Here is a 21,186-nt window from a genome sequence, read left to right on the forward strand (position 1 = left end):
GGGTCAGAGCGGCGCGCAGGCCGTCTGGAGCCAGGCCAGCGCCTCGCCTTCGAGCTGCGGGCCGACCACGGCCAGCACCTGCGCATGATAGGCGTCGACCCACGCGCGCTCACCGGCATCCAGCAGGTCGGTGGCGATGGCGTTGCGGTCGATCGGCGCGAAGGTCAGTGTCTCGAAACCCAGCATCGGCTTTTCGCCGCCGGCGATCGCCCGTTCCTCGACCAGCACCAGATTCTCGATGCGGATCCCATATTCGCCGGTCTTGTAATAGCCCGGCTCGTTCGAGAGGATCATGCCCGCCACCAGCGGCTCGTCGCCGCCGCCGAAGGTCGCGATCCGCTGCGGCCCTTCATGCACCGACAGGAAGCTGCCGACGCCATGGCCGGTGCCATGGGCATAATCCAGCCCTTGCGCCCAGAGATATTGGCGCGCCAGCACGTCGAGCTGGCCGCCGCGCGTGCCGACCGGGAAGACCGCGCGGGCCAGCGCGATATGACCCTTCAGCACCAGGGTGAAGCGCTGCTTCATCTCTTCGCTAGGGCTGCCGATGGCGATGGTGCGGGTGACGTCGGTGGTGCCGTCGCGATACTGGCCGCCCGAATCGACCAGATAGAAGCTGCCGGTTTCGATCGGCCGGTTGGTCTTTTCCTCGACGCGATAATGGACGACCGCGCCATTGGGACCGGCGCCGCTGATCGTGTCGAAGGACAGATCCTCCAGCAGGCCGGTATCCTTGCGGAACGCCTCCAGCCGGTCCGAGGCGGAGAGTTCGGTCAGGCCGCCCTTGGGCGCTTCCACCGCGATCCAGTGGAGGAAGCGGCTCAGGGCTGCGCCATCGCGCGCCTGCGCCGCCTTGTGGCCGGCAATCTCGGTGTCGTTCTTGATCGCCTTGGGCAGCACGGCGGGGTCGCGCAGGCTGAGTATCTGGGCGCCGCCGGCGTCGAGCGCCTCGAAGATGGCGGCAACGGCCCGCTCGGGGTCGGCGACGACGGTCTTGCCCTTGAGGTCGGCGAGCGCATCGGCAAAGGCGGCGCGGTCATGGATGCGCACCGCATTGCCCAGATGCTTGGCAACCGCCTCGTCCATCTTCTCCGGCGCAACATAGAGGTCGGCGGTCGCATCGGCATGGACGATGGCATAGGCCAGCGCGACCGGGGTGCGCTCGACATCCTTGCCGCGGATGTTGAAGGCCCAGGCGATCGAATCGAGCGCGGAGAGAACGGCGGCATCCGCCTTCTTCGACACCAGCCAGTCGGCGATGTCGGCGCGTTTCTCGGCCGCATTCTTGCCGGCATAGCGATCCTCATGGACCACCAGCTTGGCGTCGCTGGGCGCCGGGCGATCGGGCCAGACGGCATCGACCGGATTGGTGTCGACCGCCACCAGCTCCGCGCCCTTCTGGGCCAGCGCTTCGGTGGCCTGCTTCACCCAGGCGCGGGTGTGCAGCCAGGAATCATAGCCGATGCGCGCGCCTTCGATCGCGTGGTCCTTCAACCAGGCGGCAATCGAAGTCTGCGGTACGCTTTCATATTGCCAATGGGCGCCATCCACCTGCTCGCGCACCTGCAGCGTGTAGCGACCGTCGACGAAGATCGCGGCCTCCTCCGGCAGGACCACGGCGCTGCCGGCCGAACCCTGGAAACCGGTCAGCCAGGCGAGCCGCTGAGCATAGGCGCCGACATATTCGCTCATATGCTCGTCGGTCAGGGGGACCACGAAACCATCGAGCTTCTGGCGTACCAGCTGGGCGCGCAGGGCCTTCAGGCGATCTTCATAACTGGACATCGAACTTCCCTTGGATCATTCCGGCCTCTTGCGTTGGCCATAATGCCGACAACATAGAGGGGCCGGCGCGCTTATTCCAGCGCAGCCCCCGTCTGGACCATGGATAGTTAATGACCGATCAAATGCAGCCGCCCCTGTCCCCGCCGATCGCCGAACGTCGCCCGCACAGTTTCGCGCATCATGGCATCACGGTGGACGATCCTTACGCATGGCTGCGCGACCCCGGCTATCCCGACGTGAAGGACAAGGATGTGCTGGCCTATCTGGAGGCCGAGAACGCCTGGTTCGAGGGTGCGATGGCGCCGCACAAGCCGCTGCTCGACACGCTGTTCCACGAGATGAAGGGGCGCATCAAGGAAGATGACCAGTCGGTTCCGCAGAAGGATGGCGACTATATCTACTGGCGCGCGTTCGAGACCGGGGCGCAATATCGCAAATGGTATCGCAAGCCCGCAGCAGGCGGTGACGACCAGCTGATCCTGGACGAACCGGCACTGGCACAGGGCCATGACTATTTCCGGTTGGGTGCCATGTCGGTCAGCCCGGACGGCCGCTATCTGGCCTACGCCATCGACACCAATGGCTCCGAACGGTTCGAGGCGCGGATCAAGGATCTCTTTTCTGGCGAGATATTGCCCGAAGTCATTCCCGACACATTGTCGTCGCTGGTGTGGACCAGCGATTCAAAGGGGCTGCTCTATGGCCTCGCCAACGAGAATTGGCGGACCGACAATGCGCGGCTGCACTGGCTGGGCCAGAGCGTCGAGAGCGATGTCGAGCTGTTCCATGAGGATGATGAGGGCTTCCGCGTCTCGATCGGCCTCACCTCATCGGAAAAATGGATCGTCATCGCGACCGGCGACCATGTCACCAGCGAAGCCTGGCTGATCCCGGCCGACAATCCGACCGCGACGCCGCTGCTTGTTTCCGCGCGCAAGGCCGGCCGCGAATATGATGTCGATGAGCATGAGGGCACGCTCTACATCAAGACCAACGACACCCATCCCAATTTCCGGCTGGTGAAGGCATCGCTCGACGCGCCCGACCAGTGGGATGAAGTGATCGGCGCCGACGCCCATTTCTACCTGACCGATTTCACCCTGTTCAAGACCTTCTACGTCACCGAAGGGCGGCAGGACGGGCTCGACCAGATCGAACTGCGCGATTATGCGACCCATGCGGCAAAGCGCATTCCGTTCCCGGAAGCCAGCTATTCGGCGAGTCTCGACGACAATCCCGAATATGAGGTGACGAAGCTGCGCATCGGCTATGAATCGATGGTCACGCCCGACACCATCTATGATTATCATCTGGCAACGGGTGAGCTGGAGATACTCAAGGTCCAGGAAATTCCCTCGGGCTATGACGCCAGCCGCTATGCCACCGAGCGGCTGATGATCCCGGCGCGCGACGGCACGCAGATTCCGGTGTCGATCGTCTATCCCGCCGACTTCCCCCGTGACGGCAGCGCGCCGCTGCACCTTTATGGCTATGGCGCCTATGGTCTGGCGATGGAGCCGGGTTTCTCGACCAGCCGCCTGTCGCTGCTCGATCGCGGCTTTGCCTTTGCCATCGCCCATATTCGCGGCGGCGACGATATGGGCCAGCAATGGTATCTGGATGGCAAGCTCGACAAGCGCACCAACACCTTCACCGATTTCGTCGATGTCGCGAAGGGGCTGATCGATCTTGGCTATTCGGCCAAGGGCAGGATCAGCATTTCGGGCGGATCGGCCGGCGGCGAACTGATGGGCGCGGTCATCAACAGCGATCCCGACCTGTGGGGCGCGGTGGTGGCACATGTGCCGTTCGTCGACGTGCTCAACACCATGCTGGACGAAACGCTGCCACTGACGCCGGGCGAATGGCCCGAATGGGGCAATCCGATCGAGGATGAGGCCGCATTCCGCACCATCCAGTCCTATGACCCTTACACCCATGTCACCGCGCAGGATTATCCGCCGCTGATGGTGACCGCCGGGCTCAACGATCCGCGCGTCACCTATTGGGAGCCGGCGAAGTGGGTGGCGAAGCTGCGCGCCACCAAGACCGACAAGAATATCCTGCTGCTCAAGACCAATATGGGCGCAGGCCATGGCGGCAAGTCGGGCCGGTTCGAGAGCCTGCACGAGACCGCCGAGGAATTTGCGTTCATCCTATGGCAGCTGGGAGTGGAAGGCTGATGGCGTCGAGCTTCACCAAGCAGTTCACCGCACGGCCCGAGCATATCGATGTGCTGGGCCATGTGAACAACGCGGTGTGGGTGCAGTGGATGGAGCAATTGTCGGTCGAACATTGGATGACCGATGCCGATCCGGCCCATGTCGACGCCTATATCTGGGTCGTGACCCGGCATGAGGTCGATTATCGCGGTAACGTGACCGAGGGCGATGTCGTGTCGGGCCGCACCTGGATTCCGGAAGGACCGCGCGGCGCGCGGTTCGACCGGCTGATCGAGTTCACCGGGCCGGACGGCAAGGTGAAGGTGTCGGCCAAATCCACCTGGGCGATGATCGACAAGGAAAGCGGCCGATTGATGCGGGTGCCGGCCGAAGTCGCCGCCAACTTCATCGAGGGCTGAGCCGGCCCAGCTTCAGCGGGCGCTGACGGCCTGGGAGAGGGCGCGTGCCGCCTGCACATAGGCCGGTCCGCCGCACACGGTCCAGGCCTGGGGCAGGCTGATGCGCGCTATGTCGCGCAGCACCGGATGATGCAGCATTTCGGTGCCCTGGTCGGTGATGCGGTCGGTGGCGCTCTCGACGATCAGATAGTCGGGCCGGGCGGCGACCATCTCCTCCAAGCTGACCTGCGCGATCGCCGGCTTGCCAAGGTCGGCGGCCAGGTTGCGCAGGCCGGCCCGCGTCATCAGGTCGTCGACCAGCGTGCCGGTGTCGGTCATGTAGCCGCGCCGCTGATAATAGGCCGCGACTTTGGGCTTCGGCGCGCGGGGCAGGGCGGCGAGTTCCCGGTCCATCCGCGCGATCATCGCTTCGCCGCGGTCGGCATGGCCGATCGCCTGCGCCACGGTGCGGATCGACGCGACGATATCGGCATAGCTGTCCGCGCTTTTCAGATCGACGGCGGGATAATGCTGGGCCTTGAGGATCGCGATCGCCGGATTGCGCCGCGCCGGCATGCCGATCACCAGATCGGGATTGGTCGCCAAAATCTGTTCGGCCGATCCGTCGAGGATGGGCAGGCCCTTCGTTACGGCCGCCACCGCCGACATCTGCCGATCGGCGGCATTATGGGTCAGGCCGGCAATCTGGTCGCGATCGGCCAGCGCGACCAGCAACTGGTCGGCGCACAGGTTGAGCGACACGATCCGTTGCGGACGCTTGCCTGCACTGGCAGGCTGGCGCGCGGTGGCCGCCCATAATGTGGCACCGCCGACCAGGGCGATCACCAGGGCGATCATCCCCTTGCCGGGGCCGATGGGGGCAAATATCCGCATGGCCACCTCCCTTAGCCGGCGCGCTCCGCCAGGCAAGGAAGATTGACGCTCCAGTCGGGCTCGCCTATCGCCCGGACTGCGACAGGTTCCCCGGCAACGGGGATGAAAAGGGAATGGGGTTCAAGACCCCGGCTGCCCCTGCAACTGTGAGCGGCGAGCCTTTGTGCCACATGCCATTGGGACCACAAGGTTCTGAGAAGGCGGCATGAATCAGCGATGACCCGCGAGCCAGGAGACCTGCCGGTCGCGGTCGTCCTTCGCGCGGACAGGGTGTGCCGAGCGGACGGGGGTGAACCCGCGTGGCGACAGGTGGACCGCAAATTGCGGGGACCATGTCGCGCCCGGCCGGGCACCGATATCGTCCCTGGGATGCGGTCCCTCGTCCGGGGGCTTATGTGTTCAAATATCTGACTTTCTGTTCTTTCCTTCTCTCCACCACCGCTTTCGCCGAAGACGCGCAGCAGGCGCCACCGCCCGATGCCGCCGCCGATGCCGGGGCATCCTCTATCCTCGTCACCGCGACCCGCCTCGCCACGCCGGTGGATCAGGTGCCGGCCTCCGTCACCGTGCTCGACAAGGCAGCGATCGACCGGGCGCAGGATCTGGGCGTCACCGAATTGCTGCTGCGCACGCCCGGTGTCAGCATCTCGCGCAATGGCGGCTATGGCACGGCGACGTCGCTGCGCATTCGTGGCGCCGAGTCCGACCAGACCGTAGTGGTCATCGACGGGGTGAAGCTTAACGATCCCTCTTCGGCCGGTGGCGGCTATAATTTCGCCAATCTGCTGGTCGGTGACGCCTCGCGTATAGAAGTGCTGCGCGGCCCGCAGTCGACCCTGTGGGGCAGCCAGGCGATCGGCGGCGTCGTCAATGTCGTCACCGCCATGCCCGAAAAGGCGCTGGAGGGGAGCTTCGATATCGAGGCGGGGTCGCGTGACACGGTCAGTGCCCGTGCGGCGTTGGGCGGGAAGACCGGCCCGGTCAGCTGGCGGATCGGCGGCCAGAGCTTCACCACCGAGGGTATTTCCGCGATCAGCCCGGCCTTTGGCGGCAAGGAGAAGGACGGCTATACCAATCGCAGCGTCACCGGCCGGGTCGAGGTGGCTCTGGCGGACGGGATCAGCGCGGACCTGCGCGGCTATTATTCCGACGGCCAGGTCGATTTCGACGCCACCAGCGCGGACAGCCCGGCCTATGGCACCAATCGCGAATTTGTCGGCTATGCCGGCCTTAACGTCGCGCTGCTCGACGGCCGGTTCCGCAACCGTTTCGGCTATGGCTATACCGATACTGATCGCGACAATTATGATCCGCGCAACCCGCGCAAGCAGACCTTCGACGCGGCGGGGCGCAACCAGCGGCTGGAATATCAGGGCAGCTTCGCGATCGCCGACGGCTGGACCGCGCTGTTCGGGGTGGAGAATGAGAATAGCCGCTTCCGCAGCGTGTCGCCTTCGGCGTCGCTTTCGGTGCCGATTCCCGATCCGGCCCGCGGCAAGGCGGAGATCACCAGCGTCTATGGACAGCTCAATGCCCAGCCGATCACGGGCCTGACCCTGACCGGCGGGCTGCGCTATGACGATCATGATCGCTATGGCGGCCGCACCCTCTTTTCTGCCGGTGGCGTCTGGGCGTTGCCGACCGGGACGGTGCTGCGCGCCAGCTATGGCGAGGGATTCAAGGCGCCGACCCTCTATCAGCTCTTTTCCGAATATGGGAACCAGGCGCTCGATCCCGAACGCGCCCATGGCTGGGAAGCGGGCGCGGAGCAGCGCTTCCTTGGCGAGAAACTGCGGCTGGGCGCGACCTGGTTCGACCGGACCACGACCGACCAGATCATCTATAATAGCTGTTCCTCCAGTTCGACCGATCCGCTCTGCTTCACGCCCGGCACCACCACCCGCCGCTATGGCTATTATCTCAATGTCGCGCGCGCCAAGGCGCATGGGATAGAGGCGCAGGCGGCGGTCGAGCCGGTCAAGGGGCTGACCATTGACGGCAATTATAGCTGGACCGTGGCGGAGGATCGTTCGGACGGCACCGCGAACGAAGGCAATTGGCTGCCGCGCCGGCCGCGCAACAGCGCCAATGGTTCGATCAGCTATGCCTGGCCCTTCGGCCTCACCACCGGCGCGGCGTTGCGCTGGTCCGGCCACAGCTATGACAATGCGGTCAACACGACGCGGCTGGACGATTATACGCTGGTCGACCTGCGCGCCGAATATGCGTTCACCCCGGCGTTGCGCCTATTCGCCCGCGTCGAAAATCTCTTCGACGAGAATTATATGACGGCCTATCGCTATGGCACGCTCGGCCGCAGCATCTATGCCGGCTTCCGGGGGCGTTTCTGATGCTGCGCCCCGTCGAACCCGGCCCCGCCATTGTCACCTGTAATACCTGCCGTCATTCGGCGACGATGCGGGAGGATGCGGAGGGCGTGCGTGGCGGGGCCCGGCTGGCGGAGGCGCTGCGCAGCGTGCAGGCCTCCGACCCGCGCTATGCCACCGTCGCGGTGCAGGACATGTCCTGCCTGTTCGCCTGCCAGGATCATTGCACCGTCCATCTGCGCGCGCCGGGCAAGGTCGGCTATGTCATGGGGCGGTTCACCCCGGATGCCGATGCGGCGCGCGCGATCCTCGATTATGCCATTGCCTATGCCGCCAGCGAGCATGGCCGCGTCGCCTTTCGCGAATGGCCCGAAGGCGTGAAGGGCCATTTCATCACCCGTACCCCGCCGGAAGGATTTGTCGTCGAATGAGCTTCGCCTCGATCACCGATTTCGAAAATGCCCTGGCCAATCTGCCGCCGGCCGAGGAACTGGCCAGCGCGGCTGCACGCGCGCGGCAGGCGGAACTGACCAAGCCGCTCGGCGCGCTCGGCCGGCTGGAGGATGTCGCGATCTTCATGGCAAGCTGGCAGGGGCGCGCGGTGCCGCGCCTGGAGCGGGCGCGTGCCGCGATCTTTGCCGGCAATCATGGCTTCACCGTCCATGGCGTCAGCGCCTATCCCGCCGCCGTGACCGCCCAGATGGTCGCCAATTTCGCCGCCGGTGGCGCGGCGATCAATGCCCTGGCCGGTGTCGCCGGGCTGGAGCTGGCGGTCCGGTCCATCGATCTGGACAGGCCGACGGCGGACTTCACCATCGCGCCGGCCATGACCGAGGAGGAATGCCTGACGGCGTTGTCGATCGGCGCGGCGGCCGCCGAAGAGGATCTGGACCTGCTGGTCGTGGGCGAAATGGGGATCGGCAATTCGACCGCCGCCGCAGCCCTGAGCGCGCGCAGCTTTGGCGGTGCGGTCCGCGACTGGGTTGGTCCCGGCACGGGCGTCGATGGCGAGGGGATCGCGCGCAAGATCGCGACGATCGATCGCGCGCTCGCCTTCCATGCCGATGCGCCGGACAGCGCCTTCGAAACGCTGCGCCGGCTGGGCGGACGCGAACTGGCGGCGATTGCCGGCGCGGTGCTGCGCGCCCGCCAGCTGGGCGTGCCGGTGCTGCTCGACGGTTTCATCAGTTGCGCCGCGATCGCGCCGCTGGTGGCGCAGGTGCCGGCCTTTGCCGACCATTGCCTGGCCGGCCATTGCTCGGCCGAGCCGGGCCATGGCCTGCTGCTGGAGCGGATGGGCCTTGAACCGCTGCTGCGCCTCGACATGCGATTGGGCGAAGGCAGCGGCGCGGCGGTGGCGGCCAATATCGTCCGTGCGGCCGTAGCCGCGCATAGCGGCATGGCGACATTTGCCGAAGCGGCGGTGTCGACCGCGACATGATGGGCATGCCGCTCCATCTGCTGCGGCATGGCGCACCCGAGACGCCCGGCCTGTTGCTGGGGCGGACCGACAGCGTGCCGACGCGCGCGGGCATCGACGCCTGCCTGGCGCAGACGGAGGGGCTGGAGATCGAGATGATCGTGACGTCCGACCTGCAGCGCGCCCGGCAGGCGGCAACCGCGATCGGCGAGCGCGCCGGCTTGCCGGTTTGGGTCGATCCGCGCTGGCGGGAACTGGATTTCGGCATCTGGGATGGCCTGGCCCCGGCCGATGTCGATGCCGAGGCGCTCGCCCGTTTCTGGCAGGATCCCGATGGTTTCGCGCCGCCGGGCAGCGAGGGCTGGACGGCATTGCTGGGGCGGATCGCCGATGCGGTCGAGGATCTGCCGCGCGTGCCCACATTGGTGCTGACCCATGGCGGGGCGATGCGCGCGGCGCTGGCCCATCTGTGCGGGTTCAGCGTGCAGCAGAGCTGGAGCTTCGGCCTGCCCTATGCCGCCTTGCTGTCGCTGGAACGCTGGACCGGGGAGCCGCCGCTCGCCCGCATCACGGGCCTGCGCCCATGAAGGGGCTGATCCTTGCCATCCAGTTTCTGACCCGCCTGCCGATGCCAAAGGTGACAGCGAACGAGACAGACTTCGCACGGTCGATCCGATGGTTTCCGGCGGTCGGCGCGATTGTCGGTCTATCTGTCATGTTCGCTGTCAATCTTGCTGTTCGCATCGATCCCTGGATCGGGGCGCTGGCCGGGCTGCTCTGCTGGGTCGGCGTGACCGGGGCGCTGCATCTCGATGGGCTCGGCGACATCGCCGATGCCTGCGGCGCGGTGCATAAAGGGCGCGACCGGCTGCTGGCGGTGCTGGCCGACCCGCATGTCGGCAGTTTCGGCGTGGTGGCGATCGGCCTGCAACTGATCGTCAAGCTGCTGCTGCTCCATGCGCTGGTCGAGCGGGGCATGATGTCGCCGCTGCTGCTCATTCCCTTTGCCGCGCGGATCGGGCCGCTGCTGTGGGCGCGGATGCTGCCGCCGCTGCATGCCGGGCTGGGCGCGCGTTTTGCCGATGCCGTCAAAACGATCCACATCGCCCTGTGGATAAGTCTGTTGATAATCGTATCCTGGTGGCTGCCGGCCCTGCTCGCGGCGCCGCTGCTGATGCTGGTCTGGGGCCTGTGGCTGAAGCGCCGGCTGGGCGGCATTTCCGGCGATGGCCATGGCGCGGGCATTGAACTGGTTGAAAGCGGGCTGCTTTTCGTCGTCCTGATCGCGAGCGGCACAACATGACGACGCGCTGGACCTGGCATGGCGGCGGCGTGGCGGCGGCGAGCGCGCTTTTCGGTGGCGCGCCCGAAAGCTGGCTCGACTTATCCACAGGCATCAATCCCCATGCCTGGCCCGGCGCTGCCGAGCAGGCGATCGACTGGCGCGCCTTGCCCGACGAGCAGGGACTGCGCGCGCTCGAACAGGGGGCGGCCGATCATTTCGGCGTCGCGGCCGATCATGTCTGCGCGCTGCCGGGGACGGAGGTTGGCCTGCGCCTTGTTGGCGCATTGCTTGACGGTTCGGTCCGCCATGCCAGCCCGGCCTATCGCACCCATGGCGTCATGGTGCCCGGCGCCGCGCCGGTCGATCTCGACCATCTGGACGAGGCCGACGGGCAGACGCTGATCCTCGCCAACCCCAATAATCCCGACGGGCGCATCCATGGCGTGGCCGACCTGCTCGCCCTGCTCGACCGGCGCGGGTCGGATGGCTGGCTGGTGGTCGACGAGGCCTTTGCCGATGGCCATCCCGGCATCAGCCTGGCGTCGGTCATCGCCGATGATCGCCGGCTGATGCTGTTGCGCTCCTTCGGCAAGTTTTTCGGGCTTGCTGGCCTGCGCCTCGGCTTTCTGGTGGCGCCGCGCGCGATCATTGCGCGGGTGCGGGACAGGCTGGGTGCCTGGCCAGTGTCGGCCGCCGCCATCGCCATCGGTACGGCGGCCTATCGCGATACCGTTTGGATCGCCGCGATGCGCGAACAGCTCCAGCGCGAGGCGCAGGCGCTCGATGCGTTGCTGCTGGGCCACGGCTATCAGCCGATCGGCCAAAGCCCGCTCTTTCGTCTGATCGAAACGCCCCATGCCATGGCCCTGTTCGAGCGGCTGGCCGGGCAGGCGATCCTGACCCGGCCGTTCGAGGCCCAGCCGCGCTGGTTGCGCATCGGCCTGCCGGCAGACGCGATGGGCCTGGCCCGACTGGAACGGGCGCTGCGCCATGGCTGATCCGGTTGCGTTGCTGGCGCTCGCGCTCGATGCGGTGGTCGGCTGGCCGGCGGCACTTTATCGCCGGGTCGGCCATCCGGTCGGCAGCTTTGCGCGGCTCATCGATCATTGTGCCGCGCGTTGGAATGATCCGGCGCGTAGCGCTCTCGCCCGGAAAATGGGCGGGATTGCAACGTTGTTGCTTTTGCTGTCGGTGGCGGGCGGTGGCGGATGGCTGGTGCAGTATCTGCTCCGTCTCTGGTTGCCGCAGCCGTGGAGCTGGCTGCTGATCGGCCTGCTGGCCTATCCAGCGCTGGCGCTGCGCAGCCTCTATAGCCATGTCCGCGCAGTCCATCACGCGCTGGCGGCCGATGATCTGTCGACGGCGCGGGAGGCGGTCGGCATGATCGTCGGTCGCGATACGCAATCGCTCGATGAAAGCGGCGTGACCCGCGCCGCGATCGAGAGTCTGGCGGAAAGCTTCTGCGATGGCGTGGTCGCGCCCTTCTTCTGGCTGCTGTTGCTGGGCCTGCCGGGTGTGTGGGCCTATAAGGCGGTGAATACCGCCGACAGCATGATCGGCCATCGCGAAGCGCCCTGGGGGCCGTTCGGCTGGGCGGCGGCACGCACCGATGACCTGATGAACCTGATCCCGGCGCGACTGGCCGGTTGCCTGCTCTGTCTGGCCGGGGGGGGCGGCTGGCGGGTGATGTGGCGCGACGCGCGCAATCATGCCTCGCCCAATGCCGGCTGGCCCGAAGCGGCGATGGCCGGCGCACTCGACCTGCGGCTGGCCGGGCCGATCCGCTATGATGGCGTACGCCATGACAAGCCCTGGATCGGCAGCGGGCGAAGCGAGGCCGATCCGCTCGACCTGCGCTGGGCGCTGGCCATCTATGTTCAGGCCTGCCTGCTGCTCTGGCTGGTGGCCGGGCTGCAGGCGCTGTTTGCGGGAGACATGATATGAGAAGCAGTCTGCTGGTGCTGGGCGGCGCGCGATCGGGCAAGAGCCGCCATGCCCAGGCAGCGGCGGAAGCGCTGCCCGGCGCGCACGTCTTCATCGCCACGGCCGAGATTTGGGACGCGGAAATGGCCGACCGGATCGCCCGGCACCGGGCCGATCGCGGGCCGGAATGGGAAACGGTGGAGGCGCCGATCGAGCTGCCGGGCGCGATCGCGGCGGCGCGGGGCAAGATCGTGCTGGTCGATTGCCTGACATTGTGGGCCAGCAATCTGCTGCTGGCGGATCGGGATGGCGAGGCGGCGGCCGACGCGCTCTGTGCCGCGATCCTGGCCCATGACGGGGCGATCATCCTGGTCGCCAATGAAGTGGGATTGGGCATCGTGCCCGACAATGCGCTGGCGCGGCGCTTTCGCGATCTGGCCGGGACATTGAACCAGCGGGTCGCGGCGGTGGCGGATCGGGTCGTTTTCGTCGCGGCCGGCCTGCCGCTCGCGCTCAAGGGGTGAAGGGGCGGCGGACCGCCCCTTCGCTCGATTAGTCGCGCAGCAGTTCGTTGATGCCGGTCTTCGACCGGGTCTGCGCGTCGACGCGCTTGACGATCACGGCGCAATAGAGGCTGGGGCCGGGCGTGCCGTCGGGCAGCGGCTTGCCGGGCAGCGAGCCGGGGACGACGACCGAGTAGGGCGGCACTTCACCCATGAACACTTCGCCGGTGGCGCGGTCGATGATCTTGGTCGACTGGCCGATGAACACGCCCATCGACAGCACCGACCCCTTGCCGATGCGCACGCCCTCGACCACTTCCGACCGGGCGCCGATGAAGCAGTCATCCTCGATGATGACCGGATCGGCCTGCAGCGGTTCCAGCACGCCGCCAATGCCGACGCCGCCCGACAGATGGACATTCTTGCCGATCTGGGCGCAGCTGCCGACCGTCACCCAGGTGTCGACCATCGTGCCTTCATCGACGAAGGCGCCGATGTTCACGAAGCTGGGCATCAGGATGACATTCTTGGCGATGTGCGATCCGGCGCGGGCGAAGCTGCCCGGCACGGCGCGGAACCCGGCGGCGCGGAAGGCGGCCTCGTCCCAGCCGGCGAACTTGCTCGGCACCTTGTCCCACCAGTGGCCGGCGCCCGGACCATTGTCGATCATGACATTGTCGTTGAGGCGGAAGGAGAGCAGCACGGCCTTCTTCGCCCACTGGTTGACCTGCCAGCCGGCTTCGGTCGGCTCGGCGACGCGCAGTTCGCCCTTGTCGAGCAGGGCCAGCGCCTTGTCGACTGCCTGCCGGACGTCGCCCTGGGTCGACAGGTTGATGTTGGCCCGGTCCTCCCAGGCGGCGTCGATGATCGCGATCAGGTCTTGGCTCATGGTCTTTCCCCAAAAATATCCGCCAGGAACGGCGTCAGATGGTCGGTTTCATAATCGATGAAATCGGGATGATGGTCGTGATTGCCGGCTTCCGACCCGTTATTGACCCAGATGGTGGTCATGCCGATCGCCTTTGCGGGCTTGAGGTTGCGCGCCATGTCCTCGAAAAAGGCAGCGCGGGTCGGGTCGACGGCGTGGACGCTGCACAGTTCGGCATAGCCCGACGGATCGGGCTTGGGCACATAGCGGCAGGCATGGATGTCGTGGATCAGCTCGAACGCGCCGGCGAGGCCCAGCCGGTCGAGCACGCGGCCGGCATAGGTGGCATCGCCATTGGTGAAGATCAGGCGGCGGCCGGGCAGGGCGGCGATATGGGCGTTGAGGGCGGCATCGACCGCCAGCCGCTCCATCGATATGTCATGGACATAGTCGAGAAATTCGCGCGGCTCGATGCCATGATGGTGCATCAGCCCCGACAGGGTCGTGCCATGTTCCATGAAATAGCGTTTCTGGACGATCCGCGCCTCGGCCGGGTCGCAGCCCAACAGGCCCTGGATATATTCGCCCATCTTCACGTCGATCAGCGCGAACAGGTCCGCCTTCGCCGGATAGAGCGTATTGTCCAGATCGAAGATCCAGGTGTCGACATGGGCCAGGTCCGCGCGCATGGCCGCGCCCTAATCCCCGGCGGGGATTAGGGCAAGGGCGCAAAGGCCCCATGGATCGGCCGCATCAGCCGCAGCCGGGCGCTTCGCTGTCGTGATAGAAGTCCTGCACCGCGGCCCAGGCATCCTCGGCCGTCTCGACCCAGGTCAGCAGGTTGAGGTCATTGTGCGAAATCACACCCTCATCGGCCAGCGCCTCGAAATCCACCACCTTGTTCCAGAAATCCTTGCCGAACAGCAGGATCGGGATCGGCTTCATCTTGCCGGTCTGGATCAGGGTCAGCAGTTCGAACATCTCGTCGAACGTGCCGAAGCCGCCGGGGAAGACCGCGAGCGCGCGGGCGCGCAGCAGGAAATGCATCTTGCGCAGCGCGAAATAGTGGAACTGGAAGCTCAGTTCCGGCGTGACGAACAGGTTGGGCGCCTGTTCATGCGGCAGCACGATGTTCATGCCGATCGTGGTCTGGCCGACATCGACCGCGCCGCGATTGGCCGCTTCCATGATCGAGGGGCCGCCGCCCGAGCAGACGACGAAGTGACGGCAACCGGCGGCGTTGACCGGATATTGCGCCGCGATCCGCGCCAGCTTGCGTGCTTCCTCATAATAGCGGGCCTTCTTGCCCAGATTTTCGGCAATCTTCTTCTGTTCAGGCGTGGTGGCCGCGTCGATCCGCGCCTGGACCTGATCGGGTTCGGGAATGCGGGCGGAGCCGTAGAAGACGAAGGTGGATTCGATCCGCGCCTCGTCCATCAGCAACTGGGGTTTCAGCAATTCGAGCTGGAAGCGCACCGGGCGCAGATCCTCGCGCAGCAGGAACTCATTGTCCTGGAAGGCGAGCTTGTAGGCGGCGCTGCTGGTCTGGGGGGTTTCGATCGCCTTCCTGGCGTCGTCCGCTTCCTGGCGTGCGGGGCGGAATTTGCGTTCTTCAATTTCTTTCTTGGTCATTCCCAACAAGCTAGGCGCGGCAGGTGACAATGCCAAGACCGTTAGCGGGAAAATCCGCCAAGTTGGCTATTTCCGCTCAGCGGCAAAAGCCGCCGCGACCGCCCATGTCGAAATGGAAATGGTCATGATGGGCGGCGTTATAGTCGGGCGACAGCACCGTGTTGAACCGCTTGCAGGCGCTGGCATGGACCACTTCCAGAAACTGGCGGGTCCGCTTGTCGCCATGCCAGTCCTTCTCGACGCTGATCCGCCGCCCGTCGCTCAGGACGAAGGCGGATACATCGATCGCATTGCTGTGGGCATGTTCGCTGAGCTTGCCGCTGCCCGCGATCGGCCGGCAATTATAGGTGCCGAATGTCTCGATCTTCTCGATCTCCGCGCCCAGGATCAGCCGGGCGGCGGGTTGCACGGCATAGCGCGACCAGGCGGCGAAATTGGCAGCAAGATTGCAGGTCATGGCGCCAAGGCCCGAGGTCGGCACGCCGATGTCGAGCAGTTTGACGCTGCCGATCGCGCTGCATCCACCCCCGAAATTCTGGTCGGGCAGGGGGGTGAAAGCGACCGACTGGGACTGCAGCTTGGCGAAACATTGCCGGGTTTCGAGCGGCGGCGGCGCGGGCGGTGTGGCCGGGCGTGCGCTCTTCACCGGCTTGGATGCACGCGCGACTCGGCCCTTGGGCACCAGGTCGCCGCTGCAGGCGGCCAGCATGCTCGCCATCGTCGCGGCCAGGGCCGCGCTGCGCCATACCGAATTTTTCGTCGCCCGCTCTACCATCAATCCCGCATTTACCACGGCTTTCCGGGCCGATGGGTTAACGGCGCTGTCATTTCGTCGCATTTTGCTGCGGCTTGACTCTTTTTCGGAAATCTTTAGGGCGGCCGACGGGCCACGCGGTCCCAACGCCGCGCGTGCTCTCTGCAAGGAGACGCATTACATGACTGATCTGACTGCCGTTGACGCCACCATTGCGCCTGTCGCAAAGCCTGCCAACCGTCCGGCTCGCCCCTTTTTCTCTTCCGGTCCCTGCGCCAAGCCTCCGGGCTGGGATGCCGCCAAGCTGGCCACGCAGTCGCTCGGCCGTTCGCACCGCGCCAAGATCGGCAAGACCCGCCTCGCCTACAGCATCGACCTGATGCGCGAGCTGCTGAACCTGCCCGACACCCACCGCATTGGCATCGTGCCGGGTAGCGACACCGGTGCCTTCGAAATGGCGATGTGGACCATGCTGGGCGCCCGCCCGGTGACGACGCTCGCCTGGGAAAGCTTCGGCGAAGGCTGGGTGACGGACGCCGCCAAGCAGCTGAAGCTCGATCCCACCGTGATCCGCGCCGACTATGGCCAGTTGCCCGACCTTGGCACCGTAGACTTCTCGAACGACGTGCTCTTCACCTGGAACGGCACCACCTCGGGCGTGCGCGTGCCGAACGCCGACTGGATCCCGGCCGACCGCGAGGGCCTGACCTTCGCCGATGCCACCAGCGCGGTCTTCGCCTATGAGATCGACTGGACCAAGATCGACGTCGCCACCTTCTCCTGGCAGAAGGTGCTGGGCGGCGAGGGCGGCCATGGCGTGCTGATCCTCGGCCCCCGCGCGGTCGAGCGCCTGGAAAATTACACCCCCGCATGGCCACTGCCCAAGGTGTTCCGCCTGATGGCGAAGGGCAAGCTCGCCGAAGGCGTGTTCAAGGGCGAAACCATCAACACCCCTTCCATGCTGGCCGTGGAAGACGCGATCTTCGCGCTGGAATGGGGCAAGTCGCTGGGCGGCCTCAATGGCCTGATCGCACGCAGCAACGCCAATGCGGCGGCGCTGGGCAAGATCGTCGCCGAACGCGATTGGCTCGGCCATCTTGCCATCGACGAAGCCTCGCGCTCGACCACCAGCGTCTGCCTGACCGTCGAGGGTGCCGACGAAGCCTTCATCAAGGCCTTCGCCGGCCTGCTCGAGAAGGAAGGCGCGGCCTATGACGTCGCGGGCTATCGCGACGCCCCGGCGGGCCTGCGCATCTGGTGCGGCGCCACGGTCGAGACCGCCGATATCGAGGCGCTCGGTCCTTGGCTCGACTGGGCATATGCTGAGATCAAGGCTGCCGCTTAATCACATCATGGCGTCACCCCGGCCCTGAGCCGGGGGCCCGCTTCTTCATGTCCACTCCCGCAGATGAGCGGGACCCCGGATCAAGTCCGGGGTGACGATGAACGACAAGGATATTCCCATGCCCAAGGTTCTCATTTCCGACAAGATGGACCCCCGCGCCGCCGCGATCTTCCGCGAGCGTGGTGTCGAGGTCGACGTCATCACCGGCCAGACGCCGGAAGAACTGGCCGCGATGATCGGCGCCTATGACGGCCTCGCCATCCGCAGCTCGACCAAGGTCACCAAGGCGATCCTCGACGCCGCGACCAACCTCAAGGTCATCGGTCGCGCCGGCATCGGCGTCGACAATGTCGATATCCCGGCTGCATCGGCCCAGGGCGTGATCGTGATGAACACGCCATTCGGCAACTCGATCACCACCGCCGAACATGCCATCGCGCTGATGTTCGCGCTGGCCCGCCAGATCCCCGAAGCCAATGCCCAGACGCAGCAAGGCCTGTGGCCCAAGAACGGCTTCATGGGCGTGGAAGTGACCGGCAAGACGCTGGGCCTGATCGGCGCCGGCAATATCGGTTCGATCGTCGCCAGCCGCGCGCTCGGCCTCAAGATGAAGGTCGTTGCCTTCGATCCCTTCCTGACGCCCGAGCGCGCCGTGGAAATGGGCGTCGAAAAGGCCGATCTCGACACGCTGCTGGCCAAGGCCGACTTCATCACGCTGCACACGCCGCTGACCGACCAGACCCGCAACATCCTGTCGAAGGAAAATCTGGCCAAGACCAAGAAGGGCGTGCGTATCGTCAACTGTGCCCGTGGCGGCCTGATCGACGAAGCGGCGCTGAAGGAGGCGCTGGATTCGGGCCATGTCGCCGGCGCCGCGCTTGACGTGTTCCAGACCGAGCCCGCCAAGGAATCGCCGCTGTTCGGCACGCCGAACTTCATCTGCACCCCGCACCTGGGCGCATCGACCGACGAAGCGCAGGTCAATGTCGCGCTGCAGGTGGCTGAACAGCTCAGCGACTATCTGCTCGACGGTGGCATCACCAATGCGCTGAACGTGCCCAGCCTGTCGGCCGAGGAAGCGCCCAAGCTCAAGCCCTATATGGCGCTGGCTGAAAAGCTGGGCAGCCTGATCGGCCAGCTCGAAGGCGATGCCATCACCGGCGTCGCGGTCGAGGTCGAGGGCCATGCCGCCGAGCTGAACCAGAAGCCGATCACCGCCGCGGTGCTGGCCGGCCTGATGCGCGTCTATTCGGACACGGTGAACATGGTCAACGCGCCCTTCCTGGCGAAGGAGCGTGGTCTGGACGTGCGTGAAGTGCGCCATGACCGCGAGGGCGACTATCAGACGCTGGTGCGCGTCACCGTTTCGACCGAAGCGGGCGACAAGTCGGTGGCCGGCACGCTGTTCGGCCATGCCCAGCCGCGCCTGGTCGAACTGTTCGGCATCAAGGTCGAAGCCGATCTCGACGGCCACATGCTCTACATCGTCAACCAGGACGCGCCGGGCTTCATCGGCCGCCTGGGCTCGAAGCTGGGCGAGTCGGACGTCAATATCGGCACCTTCCACCTGGGCCGCCGCAACCAGGGCGGCGAAGCCGTGCTGCTGCTGTCGGTCGACGGCACCGTCACCGAACCGCTGCGCTGGGCGATCTGCAACCTCGCCGGCGTGAAGCAGGTGAAGCTGCTGCGCTTCGCGTAAATTCATACTTTGCCGGTCCGGGCTGCCATCGCGCAGTCCGGGCCGCGCGGAGTTGGGGATGGCCTAACCCAAAAATTCCGCTAAAGGGCCTGTCCCATGACCATGATCCCGCCCGGCCTTCTTCCTGAAGGACTTTCCGATCGCCTGCCGCCGCAGGCCGAAGCTTCCGCGCGCCTGGCGCGCCGCGTGCTCGATACGGTCGCGACCCATGGCTATGAGCGGGTCATGCCGCCGCTGGCGGAGTTCGAGGATACGCTGACCCAGCGGCTCAAGTCGATGCGCGCGCAGGATCTGGTCCGTGCCGTCGACCCGGTGTCGCAGCGCACTTTGGCCTTCCGCCCCGACATGACCGCGCAGGTCGGTCGCATCGCCGCCACCCGCCTGCGCAGCGCGCCGCGTCCGTTGCGCCTGTCCTATGCCGGGCCGGTGATCCGCCAGAAGGCGAGCCAGTTGCGCCCCGAGCGCGAGAAGATGCAGCTGGGCGCCGAACTGATCGGCAGCGACAGCGCCGCCGCCGCGGTCGAGATCGTCAACATCGCGATCGAGGCGCTGACTGCCGCCGGCGTCACCGGCATCACCATCGATTTCACCTTGCCCGACCTGATCGACGCGCTGGCTGCTGGTCCGTTGCCGCTGGGGGCAGAGGAACTGGAAGCCGTGCGCGCCGAACTGGACGCCAAGGATGCCGGCGCGCTGGTGGCGATCAGCCCGGCCGCCGCCGCCTATCTGCCGCTGATCGAGGCGACTGGCCCGTTCCACGCCGCGATGGAACGGCTGGAGGCGTTCAGCGCCAGCCTGGGTGGCGCCATAGACAGCCGCATCGCGGGCCTGCGCGCGATCGCCAAGCCGATCGGCTGGGACATCACCCTGACCCTCGACCCGACCGAACGGCACGGTTTCGAATTCCAGAACTGGTTCGGCTTCTCCATCTTTGCCGAGGGCTTCATCGGTGAGGTCGGCCGTGGCGGCAGCTATGCCATTGCTCGTGCTGGCGAAACGGATGAGCCCGCCATGGGCTTTTCGCTCTATCCCGATCCGCTGATCGACGCGGGCTTTGGCGACGAGCGGCCCAGGCGCCTGTTCCTGCCGGTCGGCCATGATGTCGTGCGCGCGGCCGCGCTGCGGGCCGAGGGCTGGCACACGGTTGCGGCCCTGGCGGACGGCGAAGATGGCGCGGCCCAGCGCTGCTCGCACTGGCTGGATGGCGGCGAGCCCCGCGCCTACTGACCGAACAGGCGACGCAGCCAGGCATCAACAATGCCGGTGCCGGCATAGTCGGCGTCGCCCATCTCGCGGTTGATCTGCATATGGCCGCGCAGGCCGCGTCCGGGTAGGGCATGAATCTCCACTGGCGTGCCGGCCTTGCGCAGCGCGGCGGCGAGCGCATTGGACTGGGCTGTGCCGTCGACCCGATCGACATGCAGCAGCAGGAAATCGGGGGCATTGGGCTTTGCCGCCTGCAAGGTGGGCGATAGCGCCTTCTGCCGCGCCGGATCGGTGCCGAACGCCTGTTCATAGGTTTTTGCCATGAATCGGCCGCCCTGCGCCATCTGCGTCGGGACATCATAGGCCGCGCCATCCAGCGCGATGATGCCGCGCACGGCATCGGGCTTCAGGCCGACCTTGGCAAAATAGCGCATGTCGGTGCCGACCAGCGCGACCAGATGCGCGCCGGCGCTGTGGCCCATCAGGATGATGCGGTCTGGATCGATGCCCAGCGTTGCCGCCCGGCTGCGCAGATGGGCGACCGCATCGGCGACATCCTGCGCTTGGCTCTCGACCGTCGCATCGGGCACCAGCCTATAATTGATCGAGGCGAAGGCATAGCCAAGGCCGGTATAATGGGGCGCCTTGGCCGCGCCGGTGGCATTGTCCTTGCTGCCGCGCTTCCAGCCGCCGCCATGGACGAAGATGACCAGCGGTGCCTTGGTGCCCTTGCCCGGCCAGAAGTCGATCGCCTGCAATGGATCATGGCCATAGGCCATGGCCTGCGGCGCAGTAGCCGTCTGGGCCTGGGCGGCCAGCGGCGCGCCCGCGAGCAGGGAGAGAATCAGGATGGGAATCAGCCGTCTGCGCATATGGATCGTCCTTCACTGCCCCTGCGCCGCCATGATCGCGAGGGCGCATCGCGCCGTAAAGCCGGCACCTGGTATCAAAGTGTAATGTGCCTCCAACCTTGACGCATCGGCCA

20 protein-coding genes and 1 riboswitch are annotated in these 21,186 nt (G+C 66.2%); of the genes, 13 read left to right on the top strand and 7 right to left on the bottom strand.

The window, feature by feature from the left end; all coding sequences use genetic code 11:
- Positions 1 to 3 precede the first annotated feature (3 nt).
- A complete protein-coding gene (locus HH800_RS22720; RefSeq protein ID WP_169862571.1) occupies positions 4 to 1,785 on the bottom strand; it encodes an aminopeptidase P family protein in 1,782 nt (593 codons plus the stop codon).
- Positions 1,786 to 1,895: 110 nt separating this feature from the next.
- Between HH800_RS22720 and HH800_RS22725 the strand changes: the two genes are divergently transcribed.
- Both HH800_RS22725 and HH800_RS22730 read left to right on the top strand, forming a co-directional pair.
- Positions 1,896 to 3,968 (top strand): S9 family peptidase, encoded by a 2,073-nt coding sequence (locus tag HH800_RS22725; RefSeq protein ID WP_169862573.1) that lies wholly within the window; start codon positions 1,896 to 1,898, stop codon positions 3,966 to 3,968.
- Positions 3,968 to 4,366, top strand: coding sequence for an acyl-CoA thioesterase (locus tag HH800_RS22730; RefSeq protein ID WP_004209723.1), 399 nt, complete (start codon positions 3,968 to 3,970; stop codon positions 4,364 to 4,366). Before HH800_RS22725 ends, HH800_RS22730 begins: the two co-directional genes overlap by 1 nt.
- Positions 4,367 to 4,378: 12 nt before the next feature.
- Here the strand turns inward: HH800_RS22730 and HH800_RS22735 are convergent, their stop codons facing one another.
- A complete protein-coding gene (locus HH800_RS22735; RefSeq protein WP_169862575.1) occupies positions 4,379 to 5,239 on the bottom strand; it encodes an ABC transporter substrate-binding protein in 861 nt (286 codons plus the stop codon).
- 66 nt (positions 5,240 to 5,305) lie between these two features.
- A riboswitch (cobalamin riboswitch) is annotated at positions 5,306 to 5,499 on the top strand.
- A gap of 135 nt (positions 5,500 to 5,634) precedes the next feature.
- Here HH800_RS22735 and HH800_RS22740 point away from each other — a divergent pair.
- From HH800_RS22740 to cobU, 8 genes are read left to right on the top strand one after another with little or no spacing between them, the layout of a single operon-like run.
- Positions 5,635 to 7,590, top strand: a complete 1,956-nt coding sequence (locus HH800_RS22740) for a TonB-dependent receptor plug domain-containing protein (RefSeq protein ID WP_169862576.1) — start codon at positions 5,635 to 5,637, stop codon at positions 7,588 to 7,590.
- Positions 7,590 to 7,997: a DUF1636 domain-containing protein gene (locus HH800_RS22745; protein ID WP_169862578.1), complete on the top strand. Its 408-nt coding sequence runs from the start codon at positions 7,590 to 7,592 to the stop codon at positions 7,995 to 7,997. The genes HH800_RS22740 and HH800_RS22745 overlap by 1 nt, the downstream gene beginning before the upstream one ends.
- Complete coding sequence (gene cobT / locus HH800_RS22750; RefSeq protein ID WP_169862580.1) at positions 7,994 to 9,007, top strand: nicotinate-nucleotide--dimethylbenzimidazole phosphoribosyltransferase; 1,014 nt, start codon at positions 7,994 to 7,996, stop codon at positions 9,005 to 9,007. The genes HH800_RS22745 and cobT overlap by 4 nt, the downstream gene beginning before the upstream one ends.
- On the top strand, positions 9,004 to 9,573 hold the full coding sequence (locus HH800_RS22755) for a histidine phosphatase family protein (protein ID WP_169862582.1): 570 nt from the start codon (positions 9,004 to 9,006) through the stop codon (positions 9,571 to 9,573). The genes cobT and HH800_RS22755 overlap by 4 nt, the downstream gene beginning before the upstream one ends.
- A complete protein-coding gene (locus tag HH800_RS22760; protein ID WP_169862584.1) occupies positions 9,570 to 10,289 on the top strand; it encodes an adenosylcobinamide-GDP ribazoletransferase in 720 nt (239 codons plus the stop codon). Before HH800_RS22755 ends, HH800_RS22760 begins: the two co-directional genes overlap by 4 nt.
- On the top strand, positions 10,286 to 11,269 hold the full coding sequence (locus HH800_RS22765; protein ID WP_169862585.1) for a threonine-phosphate decarboxylase: 984 nt from the start codon (positions 10,286 to 10,288) through the stop codon (positions 11,267 to 11,269). The genes HH800_RS22760 and HH800_RS22765 overlap by 4 nt, the downstream gene beginning before the upstream one ends.
- A complete protein-coding gene (cbiB, locus tag HH800_RS22770) occupies positions 11,262 to 12,215 on the top strand; it encodes an adenosylcobinamide-phosphate synthase CbiB (RefSeq protein WP_169862587.1) in 954 nt (317 codons plus the stop codon). Before HH800_RS22765 ends, cbiB begins: the two co-directional genes overlap by 8 nt.
- Positions 12,212 to 12,718 (top strand): bifunctional adenosylcobinamide kinase/adenosylcobinamide-phosphate guanylyltransferase, encoded by a 507-nt coding sequence (cobU, locus tag HH800_RS22775; protein ID WP_169862589.1) that lies wholly within the window; start codon positions 12,212 to 12,214, stop codon positions 12,716 to 12,718. The genes cbiB and cobU overlap by 4 nt, the downstream gene beginning before the upstream one ends.
- Positions 12,719 to 12,746: 28 nt before the next feature.
- Here cobU and dapD read toward each other — a convergent pair whose 3' ends face one another.
- The 4 genes from dapD to HH800_RS22795 all read right to left on the bottom strand — a co-directional run bounded on the left by dapD (position 12,747) and on the right by HH800_RS22795 (position 15,972).
- Positions 12,747 to 13,586 carry a 2,3,4,5-tetrahydropyridine-2,6-dicarboxylate N-succinyltransferase gene (gene dapD, locus HH800_RS22780; protein WP_017502548.1) on the bottom strand — a complete coding sequence of 280 codons (840 nt, stop codon included), beginning with the start codon at positions 13,584 to 13,586 and terminating at the stop codon, positions 12,747 to 12,749.
- On the bottom strand, positions 13,583 to 14,254 hold the full coding sequence (locus HH800_RS22785; RefSeq protein WP_017502547.1) for a pyrimidine 5'-nucleotidase: 672 nt from the start codon (positions 14,252 to 14,254) through the stop codon (positions 13,583 to 13,585). Before HH800_RS22785 ends, dapD begins: the two co-directional genes overlap by 4 nt.
- Positions 14,255 to 14,318: 64 nt before the next feature.
- Positions 14,319 to 15,197: a TIGR00730 family Rossman fold protein gene (locus HH800_RS22790; protein WP_004209740.1), complete on the bottom strand. Its 879-nt coding sequence runs from the start codon at positions 15,195 to 15,197 to the stop codon at positions 14,319 to 14,321.
- 76 nt (positions 15,198 to 15,273) lie between these two features.
- Complete coding sequence (locus tag HH800_RS22795; protein ID WP_169863405.1) at positions 15,274 to 15,972, bottom strand: extensin family protein; 699 nt, start codon at positions 15,970 to 15,972, stop codon at positions 15,274 to 15,276.
- A gap of 160 nt (positions 15,973 to 16,132) precedes the next feature.
- Between HH800_RS22795 and HH800_RS22800 the strand changes: the two genes are divergently transcribed.
- From HH800_RS22800 to HH800_RS22810, 3 genes are all read left to right on the top strand, one after another.
- Positions 16,133 to 17,296: a phosphoserine transaminase gene (locus HH800_RS22800; protein WP_169862590.1), complete on the top strand. Its 1,164-nt coding sequence runs from the start codon at positions 16,133 to 16,135 to the stop codon at positions 17,294 to 17,296.
- Positions 17,297 to 17,414: 118 nt separating this feature from the next.
- Positions 17,415 to 18,995 carry a phosphoglycerate dehydrogenase gene (gene serA / locus HH800_RS22805; protein WP_026109465.1) on the top strand — a complete coding sequence of 527 codons (1,581 nt, stop codon included), beginning with the start codon at positions 17,415 to 17,417 and terminating at the stop codon, positions 18,993 to 18,995.
- A gap of 96 nt (positions 18,996 to 19,091) precedes the next feature.
- Positions 19,092 to 20,222 carry an ATP phosphoribosyltransferase regulatory subunit gene (locus HH800_RS22810; protein WP_169862592.1) on the top strand — a complete coding sequence of 377 codons (1,131 nt, stop codon included), beginning with the start codon at positions 19,092 to 19,094 and terminating at the stop codon, positions 20,220 to 20,222.
- Here HH800_RS22810 and HH800_RS22815 read toward each other — a convergent pair.
- Entirely contained in the window at positions 20,216 to 21,073 is an 858-nt protein-coding gene (locus HH800_RS22815) for an alpha/beta hydrolase (protein ID WP_169862594.1), read from the bottom strand. The genes HH800_RS22810 and HH800_RS22815 overlap by 7 nt on opposite strands.
- Positions 21,074 to 21,186: the final 113 nt, after the last annotated feature.

This window comes from Sphingobium yanoikuyae, from assembly GCF_013001025.1.
GTDB classification, from domain to species: domain Bacteria; phylum Pseudomonadota; class Alphaproteobacteria; order Sphingomonadales; family Sphingomonadaceae; genus Sphingobium; species Sphingobium yanoikuyae_A.